The 15,390-nt window shown below is 56.4% G+C and carries 2 protein-coding genes (both only partly in view); both read left to right on the top strand.

Features of this window, described 5'->3' with window-relative positions; all coding sequences use genetic code 11:
* Nucleotides 1–2,649: the end of an amino acid adenylation domain-containing protein gene (locus A3844_RS18085; protein ID WP_074108120.1), read on the top strand. It extends 12,195 nt beyond the left edge of the window; 2,649 of the gene's 14,844 nt are visible here — the last part of the coding sequence; its start codon lies off the left edge, out of view; the stop codon is at nt 2,647–2,649.
* Nucleotides 2,615–15,390, top strand: the 5' portion of a protein-coding gene (locus A3844_RS32380) for a non-ribosomal peptide synthetase (RefSeq protein ID WP_167374700.1). 10,054 nt of this gene lie beyond the right edge of the window; the window shows 12,776 of its 22,830 coding nt (coding positions 1–12,776); its start codon is at nt 2,615–2,617; its stop codon lies beyond the right edge, outside the window. Before A3844_RS18085 ends, A3844_RS32380 begins: the two co-directional genes overlap by 35 nt.

The following is a 15,390-nucleotide window of genomic DNA, read 5'->3' as shown; positions in this document are numbered from 1 at the left end:
GAACGCATCCGCGATACCGATACGTTTGACCGGTATGGTATGGATTCTGTCATGCTTATGGGGATGGGGCGTGAGCTAGGGGCTGTCATCGGTGCCGATGCCCAAACCGTATTCGTCGAATACAATTCGGTGCGGCAGATAAGCGGCTGGTTGCTGAGCAATCACCGGGAGCGGCTGGCAGCTTATTTCCGGAAGGATTGTGCCGATGCAGTTGCCTCGGCTCCTTCGACTCCTTGGACGCCTTCGACCCCGGCTGCTTCGGCCAACCCTCAGCAGGTGCGGCCGGGTGCCAAAGAGGTTGCTGTAATCGGGTTAAGCGGGAAGTACCCTGAGGCGGAGACGGCCGCTGAATTCTGGAGCAATCTGAGTACAGGGAAGAATTGCATCCGGGAGGTGCCCGCCGAGCGGTGGAACGGCGATTTGTATATGAATGCCGCTGCAGACCAGCGGCACATGCGCAGCAATGGCAAGTGGGGGGGATTCATTAAAGATGTGGATCGGTTCGATCCGCTCTTTTTTAACATTTCGCCCAAGGAAGCGGTCGGTATGGACCCGCAGGAGAGAATCATGCTGGAGACGGTCTGGCACGCGCTGGAGGATGCCGGCTACTCAAGAGCAAAATTGAACCGCTTGGAGAAGGAAGGGCGGCGGGTAGGCGTATTTATCGGGGCTATGACTCAGCCGTATCCTTGGGTTGCCAAGGATAAACAGGTCGGGGCCATTCTTTCCGGTGCTTCTTATTGGTCGATTGCCAATCGAATTTCGTATTATCTGGGCATTCAGGGACCGAGTATGGCCGTGGATACCGCTTGCTCCTCTTCGCTTGCGGCGCTGCATCTGGCGGTCAACAGCTTGCGGTTGGGAGAGTGCGCGATGGCTATTGTCGGAGGCGTGAACTTAAGCCTGCATCCTTACAAGTATATAGGCTTGTCCCAGGCCAAGCTGCTGGGAAGCCACAGCAGGAGTCTCAGCATGGGCGACGGGGACGGTTATCTTCCGGGTGAAGGGGCGGGTGTCGTCATATTGAAGCTCGCCGAACCGGCGGAAGCGGACCATGATCGAATTCTCTGCAGGATCAAGGGCAGCGCCGTTAACCATAGCGGCAGAACCAGTGCCTACAAGGTTCCTTCCGGTGACGCGCAGGCGGAGCTTATCCGCCTGGCGTTGGCCGATGCGGGAGCGGAGCCTGCCACGATTGGTTATGTCGAAACGGCAGCCAACGGATCGGCGGTCGGAGATGCAATCGAAATGGATGCGCTGAAGCTTGTTTTTCAAGATTGCAGCGCGGACAGTCATGTGTGTGCCGTCGGATCGGTCAAATCCAACATCGGGCATTTGGAGGCGGCCTCCGGGATGTCCCAATTGACCAAGGTCATTATGCAACTGGTGAACCGTAAGCTCGTTCCCTCGCTTCATGCGGACAGCTTGAACCCACGGATCGACCTGACGGGCACCGTCTTGCAGATTCAACGTGAAACGGCCGATTGGGGTCGGCTGCGGCAAGACGGCGACGATGGCTTCGGCCCGGAAATACCGTTGCGCGCAGTGATCCATGCTGTCGGTGCCGGTGGAACCAATGCGGCGCTCGTTGTAGAAGAGCATCTCCCCACTCTGCAGGCAGAGCTGACACATGAGCCGGAGACAGCAGGTCCCTTCCTGTTGTTAATGTCGGCCCGAAACGCGGTGAGACTTGGCCGGGTGGCCCGCAATTTGCTGGAGTATTTGACAAGCAGCGAATACGTCTCTATGAGGGACCTTGCCTATTCGCTGGCTCTGAGGGAGCCGATGGAAGAAAGGCTGGCCCTTGTTGTGCAGGATAAGCAGGCTGCCGTCGATGCGCTGGAGCGGGTGTTGGGCGGAAGCGCAGCCGGGACCGGAATATTTGCGGGGAGTGTAGAGGAGCCGGGTATCCAATCGCGGCTAAGAGCAACTGACGTGACAACGGCCAGGTTGTCCGTCTTTGCGGAGCGGTGGGTGCACGGCATTGAGTTGGTGCTTGACGATCTGTACCCGCCGGAGGAATGCTTCATGCTGCCTCTGCCGGGTTATCCCTTCGAACGGGAAAGCTATTGGGTCGCCAGCGACTTGACTGCAGAGCAACAGCTGGAACCAGCGGCAGAGGCTGCACCGGACCGGACTGCATCAAATCAGGCTGCACCAGACCAAGTTGCACCGGACCGTGAGGTTTCGAGCGAAATCAGGGACTATCTGACGGAGCTGCTTGCGGAACTGCTGGATTTGAAGGCGGAGCAGATTAAGCCGGGCCAGCGGTTTGACAAATACGGCATGGATTCCCTGACTGCCAGCAGTATGGTAAAGGCTATCCGGCAATTTTTAGGGATAACGGTTACCCTGCCTGATTTGTTCGAGCACTACTCCATTGAGCGGCTCAGCGGCTTCTTAATGGAACGCGGTGCTCCCCAGACCTGGGAATTGCCGGAGAACCTCTTCTCCGGTAAGGATGCTACAGAAGCGGAGCCGGAAGGCGAAGCATCCTTCGACTATTACCTGAACAACTTGATTTTATCGAGTATGGAAGATAACAAGCTTCAATGGGAAGAAGCGCTGGCTTTGAAGGATATCATAAAGTCTTTTGTTGAAAGCGGTGAAACGAATGATCGAAAGAGAGATATATCAAAAGTTTGCTGACGGCCGGTTGTCGCGGGAGGAAGCCCTCAAGCTGATAGCCGGAAGCCACCGGCGCAGATCTTCACGGATAGCGCTGTCTGCTGGACAAAAGGGAATGTGGGTTGAGCATATGCTATCGCCCGGCAGCTGGGCCTATCATACTCCCGGTGCCTTTAAAGTACATGCCGGATTTAACGAGAATCTTCTCTATAAAGCGCTGGAGTATATGCTTTCGGTTCATCCTTCCCTTCGAACGGTACTGCTGCGTGAGGAAGGGGAGTTCTTCCCGTACCAGGTGACCGACAGTGCAGTGCTTCCGGCGATCAGCCGGTTCGCTGTGGCCGGATTGGCTGAAGATGAGGTCAACCGCCTGCTCCGGGAAGACATTAAGCGGCCCTTTGATCTGGAAGCGGGACCGCTCTTTCGCGCAAGTCTGTATGATGTGTCGGATGAGTACTCCCTGTTGCTGTTTACGTTCCACCATATCATTCTGGACGGCCTTTCTTCGCAGCTGTTTCTGAGCGATTTGCAGACCTGCTATGCCTCCTTGAGCCAGGGGCGCACACCGGTACTGCCGGAACGGCGTGCAGATTTCACCGATTATGTTCATTACGAACAACGTTATCTCAACAGCGATAAGGCCGGCAGGGATCGCAGCTTTTGGCTGGACCGGCTGGCTGTGCCTGTACCCGCTTTGGAGCTGCCTGTAACCGGTATGCACTCTGCCCCTTCTGCGGAAGGGGCGTCTTTTTCATTTTCGGCTCCGGAGTGGCTGGTTGCCGCCTTAAAGTCCGTACCGACATCCAAGCCGGTGACGCTGTTCTCTATAATGATGGCGGCTTATCAGCTCGTTCTTTCCCGGCTAGGCAATCAAACCGACATCTCCATCGGGACGCCGGTGGCCGGCAGACCGGAAGAGAGCTTCGATAATGTAATCGGAAATTTTATTAACATGGTTGTGATCCGCAATGATATCGATCCAGCCGATTCGCTGCTGGCCTTCATTGAGAAGGTTCACCGGACGGTGCTTGGATCCCTTGAACACAGCCAGTATCCGTACTATACATTGGCCCGCGAGCTCAATGACCAGCGTCCGTCGGGGGAACGTTTTTTGTTCCAGGCGGCGTTTTATTTTCAGAACGGCATTCAGGCAGCGGAGGATGGTATCTTCCTGGACTGTCTGCACCATATCCATCAGCTTGGGGAATTCGACCTGACGCTGGAAGTAATCGAGAAGGCTAACGGATGTCTGTTCCATCTGAAATACAATCCCGATGTGTATGCATTGGATACGGTGGAGACGTTGGCCCGCCACTATATCCGCGCGCTCGAAGCAATAGCCGGGCAAGGAGGTCTCCAGCTCTCCGGAGTTACACTGTTGTCCGAGGAAGAACGTCAGCTGCTGCTCTACGGCTGGAACGATACCGAGACGGCTTATCCGCGCAGCTTAACGTTTGTTGATCTGTTCTGTGAACAGGTCAAGCGCTCTCCCCATTCCGAAGCGGTACGCTTCCGGGAGGAAAGTCTGACCTATCTGGAGCTGTTCTGGCGTGCCAAGACGCTCGCCCTCCATCTGCAGGCCAACGGAGTTGCGAAGGGGACCTTTGTAGGCATCTACCTGAACCGTTCCCTGGATTTGCTGATGGCTTTGATTGGCGTGCAGATGGCTGGCGGTGTATACATTCCTCTGGACCCCCTATATCCAAAGGAACGGTTGGCCGATATGTTCGAGGAGAGCGCATTATCATATGTGCTGACACATTCTTCCGTCAAATCTGGCTTGCCGCAGTTTGCCGGCGCGGTACTGTGCGTGGATGGAGCGGATGCGCGGCAGGCTGCCTCTTCGGAGGAGCTGGAGCAGATAGCCCCTTTGGTATCCTTACAGCCGGACGACCCGGTATACACCATATTCACATCCGGTTCGACAGGAAAGCCCAAAGGAATTATAGTGAGCCACGTTGGACTGACCAACTTTCTGTGCTCCATGGCCCGGCAGCCCGGTTGTACGCCGGATGACAGACTGCTTGCCGTAACAACGGTCTGCTTCGATATTGCGGGACTGGAGTTGTATTTGCCGCTTATAGTTGGTGCCCAATTGGAAATAGCCCCGGAGGACATGCAGAAGGATGGCATCCTTCTGCTGGACAAGCTGGCGGAAGGCAGAATCACCATGATGCAGGCGACCCCTGCAACATGGCAAATGCTGCTTGTGGCCGGCTGGGATTCCCCCCTGCGGATCAAAATGCTGTGCGGCGGCGAAGCTCTGTCCAGGGAGTTGGCAGATCAGCTGTTGCCGCTGGGCAACGGGCTCTGGAACCTGTACGGCCCGACGGAGACTACGATATGGTCCTCTGTCAGCAAAGTGGAAAGTGCAGGCCGAATCAGCATTGGCCGGCCCATTGCGAACACGCAATTCTATGTGCTGGACGCATCGCTCCAGCCTGTGCCTGCCGGTGTCACGGGAGAGCTGTATATCGGCGGAGACGGGGTCGCCATCGGCTATTTGAACCGGGAGGAGGAAACGAAGCGCCGCTTTTTGCCTGACCCATTTCATCCGGATCGATCCTCAAGAATGTACAAGACCGGGGATTTGGCCCGTTACATGCTGGATGGCACCGTGGATTATCTTGGGCGGGCGGATTTTCAGGTCAAAATTCGGGGGTTCCGCATAGAACTGGGCGAAATCGAGAATGTGCTGCATAAGACCGGAGGCATTGCCGAAGCGGTTGTGGTGGCGCGGGACGAAGGAAATGACAAGCAGCTGACGGCATTCCTTGTTCCTCAGCATACGGACAGGATGCCGGATGTGCTGGATCTGCAAAGACAAGTCCGGCTTGTTTTGCCGGAGTATATGGTTCCTTCCCGGATCATGTATGTATCCGGTTATCCTCTGACCTTAAACCGCAAGGTGGACCGGAAGCAGCTGGCGTCCGCCGGGACGGAGCAGATTGCGCATTTGTTCGGCCTGGCCGGTTCTGTCCCGATGGACGAGCAGAGCGGGCCGGAGAAGCAACAGTTACATACCTCCGGCAGCTCGGCCCTGGATCTGCAGCCATTGGTTGAGAATGAACTGGTCCGCCTTGCCGGGATAATAAAAGCGTTGCCCGTTGAGGCGAACCTGCTGACGAACCTGGGCCAGATGGGATTTGACTCCATCTCCTTTACGGCTCTGGCAGCGCTTATCAACAAGCATTACGGTGTGAAGACGAATCCGACGCTCTTCTACAGCTATTCGACGATCCGGGACTTTGCCGGTTATTTGACGGCTGCATACCCTGGCGAAATGGCTTCCCATCACGGTGGGCAGCTTACAGATGAGCAGCGGCACGCCCAATTTCCGGCTCACGAGGCCCGGAGAGCGACGAATGAGCGGGCCGGCAGCGTGGAGGGGGAAGGCCCGGCGGCTAATGCCGGGGATATTGCCATTGTCGGCATGAGCGGCAAGCTGCCGGGTTCGGCAAATCTGGAGCAGTTCTGGCAGCAGATTGTCGCCGAACGGGATTTGATTACGGAAATTCCGGCAGACCGTTGGGACTGGAAGCAGTATTACGATGAAACCAATGAAGATCCGAACAAGTCCGTGTCCAAGTGGGGCGGATTTATTCCAGATGTCGATAAATTCGATGCCTCCTTCTTCGGAATATCACCACGGGAGGCGCAACTGATGGACCCGCAGCAGCGGATCATGCTGGAGACCGTCTGGGCAGCCTTTGAGGATGCCGGCTATAGACCTTCCATGCTCTCCGGCTCCAGAACAGGCGTATTTGTCGGAGCGACCAGCTCCGACTATGCCGAAATTCTCATGAGGGAGTCGGATATTGACCCGCATACATTATCGGGCATTGTTACAGCCGTCATCCCGAACCGCATCTCTTATTTCTATAACTTGAAAGGTCCGAGCGAACTGACCGATACGGCATGCTCCAGTTCGTTGGTGAGCGTTAACCGGGCAGTGGAAGCGATCCGCAGCGGTGCCTGCGATATGGCGCTGGCGGGCGGTGTCAATCTGATCTTGAGCCCGTTCGCCCACATTGCGCTGAGCAAGATCAATATGTTGAGCGGGGACGGACGGTGCAAGGCGTTTGATTCCTCGGCTAACGGTTATGTGCGCGGAGAAGGTTGTGCGGTTGTGTTCCTGAAGCGTATGTCGCAGGCGTTGGCCGACGGTGACCACATCTATGCGGTCATCAAGGGAACGGCGGTCAATCATGGCGGCAAGACCAACTCGCTGACTGCACCCAACAGCACTGCCCAGCAGGAATTGATTGTATCGGCCTTCCATGATGCCGGCTTTGATCCGGCAACCATCGGTTATCTGGAAGCTCACGGAACGGGAACCGCACTGGGCGATCCGATCGAAGTCAACGGAATGACGGCGGCGCTGCACCAGCTCTACCGGGAATGGGACCGGCCTGCCGCCCAAGCATCCCATTGCGGCATAGGCTCGGTCAAAACAAACATCGGACATTTGGAAGCGATGGCCGGAGTGGCCGGGCTAATCAAGGTAGTTCTGGCCTTGCATCACAAGCAGCTTCCGGGCAATCTGCATCTTCGGGAGGTTAATCCCTATCTTTCACTGGAAGGAAGCCCGTTGTATCTTGTGGGCCAGACCAGACAGTGGGAGCACCTTAAAGACGGGGCAGGCAATGACATCCCGCTGCGGGGCGGTGTCAGTTCCTTCGGGTTCGGCGGAACCAACGCCCATGTGTTGCTGGAAGAGTATGTAAGTGGACCGGCAGCAGCGCAACCGGCACAGGGCGGAGCACCGGTTATCATCGTGCTGTCTGCCAAGGGAACGACTGAATTGAAACGGCAAGCGGAGAATCTGGTCCGGTATCTGGGCGAGATGCAGGCAAGCGGGTCAACGATTCCGCTTGAGAAGATCGCCTATACGCTGCAGACGGGCCGGGAACCGCTGCAGGAGCGGCTTGCTGTGGTCGTATCGGATGCCGCTGAATTACTGGACAAGCTTGGTCTGTATTTGCAGGGAGAAGATCCGGTGCCGAACCTGTATGCATCGGCATACAGCGAAGGTCTGGAAGCGGTGCTGGACGACGGGGATTTGGCCGAGATTCTGGACAGGCTTGCATCTCAAGGCCATTGGGACAAGATCGCACGGCTATGGCTGAAGGGCTTCGAACCTAATTGGAGACGGTGGTATGTCGGGGATGGGCCGGGCAGAATTTCGTTGCCGACCTACCCGTTTCTCCGAGAATCCCACTGGGTGCCGGTACGAAACCGGAAACCGCAATACGGAACATCCTCCGGCAGCAAGGCAACCTTAACGGCTATGCTGGACCATATCGCGCCCGCACAAAGTTTGGGGGAGGGGCTGGTGTTCCGCAAAGTCTGGAGCGCTTCCCACCCGATTGTTCGTGACCACATGGTGAACGGAAAATCAGTGTTTCCGGGAACGGGATATGTGGAAATGGTCGTTGAAGCCACAGGTATGCTCGGAGATGCGCAAACATGGCGCATATCAGACATCGTGTGGCTGCAGCAACTAACCGTGGAGGAGGCTGCACTGGCAGAAGTGCATCTTTCGGTGCAGGAGGATGGCGATGCCTTCCGGTTCGAGATCGAGAGCGCCGGTCCCGATGCAAGCGGGAGCAGGCTGCATGCCAGTGGCAGCGTGTCCAGCGACAGCGGGACTGCTCACCAGGCTAAGGCTGAATTTGTGAATGTAAGTGAGATTATTGCCCGTTGTCCGCAGTACATGGACAAGCAGCGATTTTACTCGCAGATGGCAGCAGGCAGCGGCATTGTATACGGCCCCTTCTTCCAGGCTATGGAAGAGGTATGGCACAGTGCAAAGGAAGTGCTGGGACGGATTAAGCTGTCGGATGAAGCTTATGCGGAACTGGGCAGCTATACGGCCCATCCGGTATTACTGGATTGTGTGCTGCAATCTATGGGCTGCCTGTTTGATCAGAATACGGAGAAGGGAGTAGCCAAGCTGCCATTCTCCGCAGAGCAGATTCATATTATGGAGCCGCTGCGCTCCCGCGAGTATTATGTCTATGCCGTCCAAGCAGGGAAGGATGTCCACAATCTGGCGCTCCTTGATATGCAGGGCAAATTATGCGTAGCCTTCCACAACCTTGCTTCCCGCGAAATCAAAAAAGCGGAGGAACACAGTCTATATGTTCCGCAGTGGGTGATGGGCAGTTATAGTGAACGCCGGAGCAGTACGCCGATGAAGAGCGGGCGTGTGCTGCTTATCTCAGGAGAGCAAGAGGTTCCGGGCATTAGCGGTTTCACCCAGGCACTGCGGAACAAGATGCCGGATTGTCTGGAAATCCGAGTGGCGGAAGCAACCTCTATGGAGGAAGGATGCAGTTGGACCGTTGCCTATAACGATGAGGCGGCTTATCGGAGAACGGTGGAGGAGAACGGCATTGCCGAAGTCTATTTCCTTGGCGGACTTAGTGACAGCCCGGTCCCAACCGGCGAGATCGCCGATTGGGAAGCAAGGCAAAGCTGCGGGGTTGTGGCGCTGTTCCATCTAGTTAAGGCCATTGGTCACATCCGGGGTATCCGGCTCACTGTTGTAACGAATGGTATCTTCGAGGTTCTGCCCGGCGAGTCAACGAATCCGGTACACGCTGCCATAAGCGGTTTCTTAAAAAGCGCAGCACTGGAGTACCCCGGCCTGTCCCTGCTGCTGGCGGATCTTCCGCAGCAGGGCTGTCCGAATGCGGCAGCAAGCAGCGAGACTGCACATGCGTTTCTGGAAGCAGCAGCGTCGGGGGCAGCGGGAGAGCTTGCCGTTCGCCGCGGCAAGCTGTATACCCGCAGGATCATCGGCCTTGATCTTCCGTCCGGCGACGGCCTCGCTTTCCGGAACCGGGGAGTATACTGGATTGCCGGCGCGGGCGGAATCGGTTGGGAACTGGGGCTGCACCTGGGCAGAACGGTCCAGGCCCGGCTGATTCTGACGGGACGCAGCCGGTTGACGGAAGAGATGGAGCAGAAGCTTGCCGATATCCGCCGGGCGGGGGGAGAGGCTGTCTACATTCAGGCCGATCTTACCGATCCGTCCGCTCTCACAGCGGCAATAGAACAGGCCCGTGTGTTATACGGCTCCCTCCACGGAGTGTTCCATTCGGCAATGGTGCTTCAAGATATGAGAATTGAGAACATGAACGAGGATCACCTGATAAGTGTACTTGCTCCGAAGCTGACAGGTTCTGTTGCTCTGGGCGAAGCCTGTATGGATGTTCCGCTGGATTTTATGGTCTTGTTCTCTTCCACGAATTCGCTTCTGGGCAATCAAGGCCAGAGCAATTACAGTGCGGCTAGTTCCTTTCAGGACGCGTTCTCGATCTGGCTGGGCGCCAAGACCGCTTATCCGGTGAAGGTAATCAATTGGAGCTTCTGGGGCAATGTCGGGGCCGTGGCATCGGATGGATACCGCAGTTTGCTCACGGAAGCCGGTCTGCTTCCCATTGATACGGCTGAGGGTATGAAGACGATCGGCAGAGCGCTGGCTCAGCCGGTCCCGCAGGTGCTGATGTTCAAAGCCAAACCATTTCTAATCCATAAGCTGGGATTCGACAATAACATCCGTGCCAAGGTATATCCTGCCCGGCTGCCGTCCGTGATTCAGGAGATCAGCTTGGATTCGGGATCACGCAAGCACGGGATGGAGCAGATAGATTTCTTGAAAAACGGATTTAAGGAGCTGGAACGATTCGGCCTGCTGGCCCTGTGGCTGTACTTCAGGGAGAGTCTGTTTCCGGCAGCGGGTGAACGCTACGGTAGACAGGAGCTGCTGAAGGCCCTTGGCATTGTGCCAAAGTATGAGCAGCTGTTCGACGCATTGCTGGATATGCTCGAACGGGGCGGCTTAATGGTCAGGGACGGGGATGAGGTCGTTGTCTCCTCCTTGGCGGAGGATGAACAATTCCGGGTTGCCGCCGGCAATCTGACAGCGCTCAAGACTTCGCTTGAGCAGGCCTACCCGACGCTGGCACCGTACTTTCATTTGACCTGGCAATGTGTGGCCCACTACACGGAAGTGCTCAGCGGCCGGAAGGATTATGTCGAGATTATGTTCCCCGGCGGCTCTAAGGAACTGGTCCAGAACATTTACCGGGGCAACCTGATTATTGATTATTACAACGGGCTGGTTGCCGATGCAGTCTGCAGCTATATCCGTAAGCGAAGAGATGTCGGAGACGGCTCACCGGTCCGAATTCTGGAGATCGGAGCGGGTACAGGCGGCACGAGCGCCATTGTCCTGGACCGGCTGGATCGGCTGGACGGGCCGCGCGGCCCGATCGAATATGTATATTCGGACATTTCGGCAAGCTTCACGGCCTATGGCGAAGAGACTTACGGCGGCCGGTACAGCGATGTTCGCTTTCAGGTCCTCGACATCGAGAAGGAGCCTGGCGGCCAGGGATTCACAGAGGACAGCTTCGATGTCATTCTGGCAACGAATGTGCTGCATGCGACGGGATCGGTGGAGCGGACGCTGCGGAATATGAAGGGTCTGCTCAAAAACAAGGGCATCGTTGTGATCAACGAGATTACCAAATTCCAGAATTTCTCCACCTTGACCTTCGGTCTGACGGGAGGATGGTGGAATTTCACCGATTCGGGGCGGATCAAGGGCTCCCCGCTGTTAAGCGCCGAAGCCTGGGAAGAATGCTTGAACCGCAACGGATATACTCATGTCAGTATTTACGGGCTGGCAGACGTTGACGGGGTAAACGATCAATCCGTCATCCTGGCGGAAGGAAACGGCGTGTTCATTAATGAAGGGGCGGAGCAGCCTGCGGCAGAGCGGGCCGAGCAGGCATTGGCGGAGAGCCCCCCGGTTGTGAAGAATCAACCGAAGCCTGCTTCGCTGCCGGGAACCATGTCCCCAAGCCCGGCAGCGGGCGCGGTTACGGTCACCGGTAACGGGATGACGGACGAGCAACTCTACCATTGCGCCTGCCAATATATTAAACAGCTGCTGTCCCGCAAACTGAAAATTGATACTGACAAAATCGGGGAGCAGACGTTATTTGATAAGCTTGGTGTCGATTCTCTCATTATTATCGAGTTGAACAAGGAGCTGGCGAAGGATTTCGGCAAGCTTCCGTCCACGCTGTTCTTTGAGCATGTTACCGTAGAAGCGCTGGCTGTCTACTTGGCAAGGGAGCATAGGGCGAAGATGACGGAAAGGTTCGGCGTGAAGCCTGGTCCACAGACCCCGTCCCCGGTCGGTTCGTTGTTTGCTCTGAAGAACGAGCAACCAGCCGGAATGACGGAGACAGCTCCTGCAGCTGCCACGGAGATGCATGCAACAGCGGTGTCCGACGCCACTGAAATGTCTTCAACAACGTTGTCCGACGTCATTGAAATGCCTACAACAGCGGTGTCCAATGCCACTGAAACGCCTTCAACAGCGGTGTCCAATGCCACTGACATTGCCATCATCGGTGTATCAGGCCGTTATCCCTTAGCCGAAACGCTGGACGAGTTCTGGGACAATCTGAAGCAGGGGCGCAACTGTGTTACAGAGGTGCCGGGGGACCGTTGGGACTGGGAGCGTTATTATGATCCCGATAACCGTGAGCAAGGAAAAGGAAGCAGCAAATGGGGCGGATTTATCCGGGATGTGGACAAGTTCGATGCAGCGCTGTTTCATATTCCGGACGACCATGCCAGAGAGATGGACCCTCAGGAAAGACTGTTCCTGGAAACGACCTGGTCGCTCCTTGAGGATGCGGGCTATCCGGGACAGAAGCTGGCGGACAAGGGCGATAAAGTTGGGGTATTCGTCGGTGCGATGTACGGCGCTTACGGACAGCTTGCGACCAGTGCATGGGAGAAAGGCACGGCGACCAACGCCCAATCCGCTTACTGGATTATTGCCAACCGGACCTCTCATTTCTTCAACTTTACCGGTCCCAGCATCGCGGTCGATACGGCCTGTTCTTCTTCGCTGACAGCCATTCACTATGCCTGCGCAAGCCTGGTGAACGGAGACTGCAATGTGGCGGTAGCCGGCGGGATCAATCTCATTCTGCATCCGAGACAGCATGTACGTCTGGCCAACCTGAACAATCTGGCCGGATCGGATCGGAACCGCTCCTTCGGCGAAGGGGCCGACGGTTTTGTCGAGGGCGAAGGCATCGGGGCCATTCTGTTGAAGCCGCTGAATCAGGCAGTCCGCGACAACGACTATATCTATGGAGTGATTAAAGGTACGGCCATCAACAGCGGCGGGCAATCGAGCAGCTTCACCACGCCGAGTCTAAGTGCTCAGACAGAGGTGGTGGAGCAAGCATTACGGCGGTCCGGCGTAGATCCGGAGAGTATCAGTTATGTGGACGCTCATGCGACCGGAACGGCCTTGGGAGATCCGCTCGAAGTTCGGGCACTGAGCATCGCGTATTCCAGATTCACCTCCAAGAAAAGCTATTGCTCTATCGGATCTGTCAAATCCAATATCGGCCATCTGGAGGCGTCATCGGGCATATCCGCAATGACCAAGGTGCTGCTGCAGATGAGATACGGCAAGCTTGCACCGAGCATCCACACCGACAGGATCAACCCGTACATTGCATTCGAGGGTTCACCGTTCTATCTGCAGCGGGAGCTGACGGAATGGAGCCGTCCGGTAATTCTGGAGAACGGGGAGCGGAAGACTCTTCCGCGCAGAGCGGGAATCAGCTCCTTCGGGGCGGGCGGCTCCAATGCGCATGTCATTGTGGAGGAATACAGGAAGGAAGCTGTGGCAGCGTACAGTACAGAACCGGTGCTCATTGTGTTGTCGGCTCGCCAAGAGAGCAGTCTGCTGGCGTATGCGGAAGCACTTCAGCGGTTTATTGCGCGACGGCTGACGCCGGAAGCGGAAGAAGTCTTGTCGCTGGAGCGGATTGCTTACACACTGCAGACGGGCCGCGCGGAGATGAAGGAACGGCTTGCCTTTGTTGCGGCTGATCTGACGGAGTTGACCGGGAAGCTGGCCTTGATTGGCAGAGGAGAACCGGTGCAAGGCCTGTTCAGAGGCAGTGCGGGCCAACCCTCCGAAAGAGAAGCGCCGGCTGACATAAGCCTGGAAACAATGGCCTCGCATTGGGTGGCAGGCGGACAGGTAAGCTGGGAAGCGTTGTATCGGAATAGCCGGAAGCCGGACCGTCTGCCGCTCCCGACCTACTGCTTTGACCGTCAGCGATACTGGCTGGCGGATGGCTGGGCGAGGGATGAAGTGCCGGACCGTCCCGCTTATACGGCGACCTACCATTACAACGAGCCTTACTTGAGGGATCATTTGTCTATGGGCAGACGCACCTTGTTGGGGGTGACTTACTGTAGCCTGGCCTACGAAGCATTCAGGCACTCCACGCCGGATGCTCCAGGGTTGCAGATCCGGGGCATGCTTTTTCAGGAGCCGGTTGAAGTGCCGGAGGGTGAACAGGTTGAAATAACGTCCCGTATCGCTGCGGAGGACGGTAAGCTGTATGCGGACAGTCTGTTTCAATATAACGGATCGGGACCGCAGCGTCTGGCATCGCGGGGAGAAGTGGTTGCCGATGTTGTTGCAAGAAGTCGGAGCATTACGATTCCATCCTTCTCGGAGCATGAGGCGCTGCCGGGCTCTTCGTTGTATGAAGCCAAGCCGGGGGTATACGGACCATCGCTCTTTACCGTCAGAACAATTATCGTCTCCCATGCGGCCAGAACGGTATGGGGACAGCTGGCGCTCACGGCTGAGATGAGACAGGATCAGCGGGCATATGCAGTTCATCCGGCCTTGCTGGACGGTGCGGTTCTGTGCCGCCTTGCATTGCTGCCTCATGGAGAGAAGGATGCGCTGATTCCGCTGATGGTCAAGCAGATGTATATCTTCGGCGCTTTGCCGGATGAGTGCTTTTGCCAGGTGCGGGAAGTGAGGACGAATGCGGAGCTGTGGGAAGGCGATATTGAATGGGCGGATGCCGACGGACAGGTTCTTGTGGCGATGAAGGGCTTTGTCTGCAAAAGAATAAGACCGGACAAGAATCTGCCGGAAGGCCCGGCAAACGGGAGGAGCATAAGCGGTACCATGAAACAGCATACATTGACCCCGGATAAGCTTTTGGCGGAGGTACAAATGTACTTGACCGGTAAAATCGCCGGTTTGCTTCAGGAGAACCCGTCTGAAATGGATACGGCCTGCCACTTTATGTCCATGGGCATCGAATCGGGAGATTTAATCGCACTGGCCCAGGAGCTGCAAAGCAAGCTGGACCTTCCGGTTTACCCGACCTTGTTCTTTGAATATCCGAATATAGAAGAATTGGCAGTGTACTTGACCAGGGAGCATGGAGACAAGCTCACCGTCTTGCTGCCATTCGGGCAGGAGCTTGAACGGATTCATCCTGCCACAGCAGCACAGCCGGAGGCCGAAGCAGCCGGAGCGAGAGAGGATAGCGGCTCTGCTGTAGCCGATTCCGAATCTTCTTCCCCGGCCGATGAACCGGTTGCGATTATCGGCATCAGCGGCTACATGCCTCAATCGGACAATCTGACTGATTTCTGGAACAAGCTTGTCCGCATGGATAGCATGGTGACGGAGATCCCGCCGGACCGCTGGGATTGGCGCGAGCATTTTAAGGAATCGACGGAGGACAGGGATAAGACCAAAGTAATCTGGGGCGGCTTCATGAAGGATGTGGACAAGTTCGATCCCGGATTCTTCGGGATGTCGCCCAGGGAAGCCAGTCTGATGGACCCCCAGCAGCGGCTCAGCCTGGAGCTGGTCTGGAGTGCAATCGAGGA

The sequence above is a fragment of the Paenibacillus helianthi genome, from assembly GCF_001909055.1.
In the GTDB taxonomy this organism is placed as follows: Bacteria; Bacillota; Bacilli; order Paenibacillales; family Paenibacillaceae; genus Paenibacillus_AQ; species Paenibacillus_AQ helianthi.
This window is presented reverse-complemented; position numbering and strand designations above follow the sequence as displayed.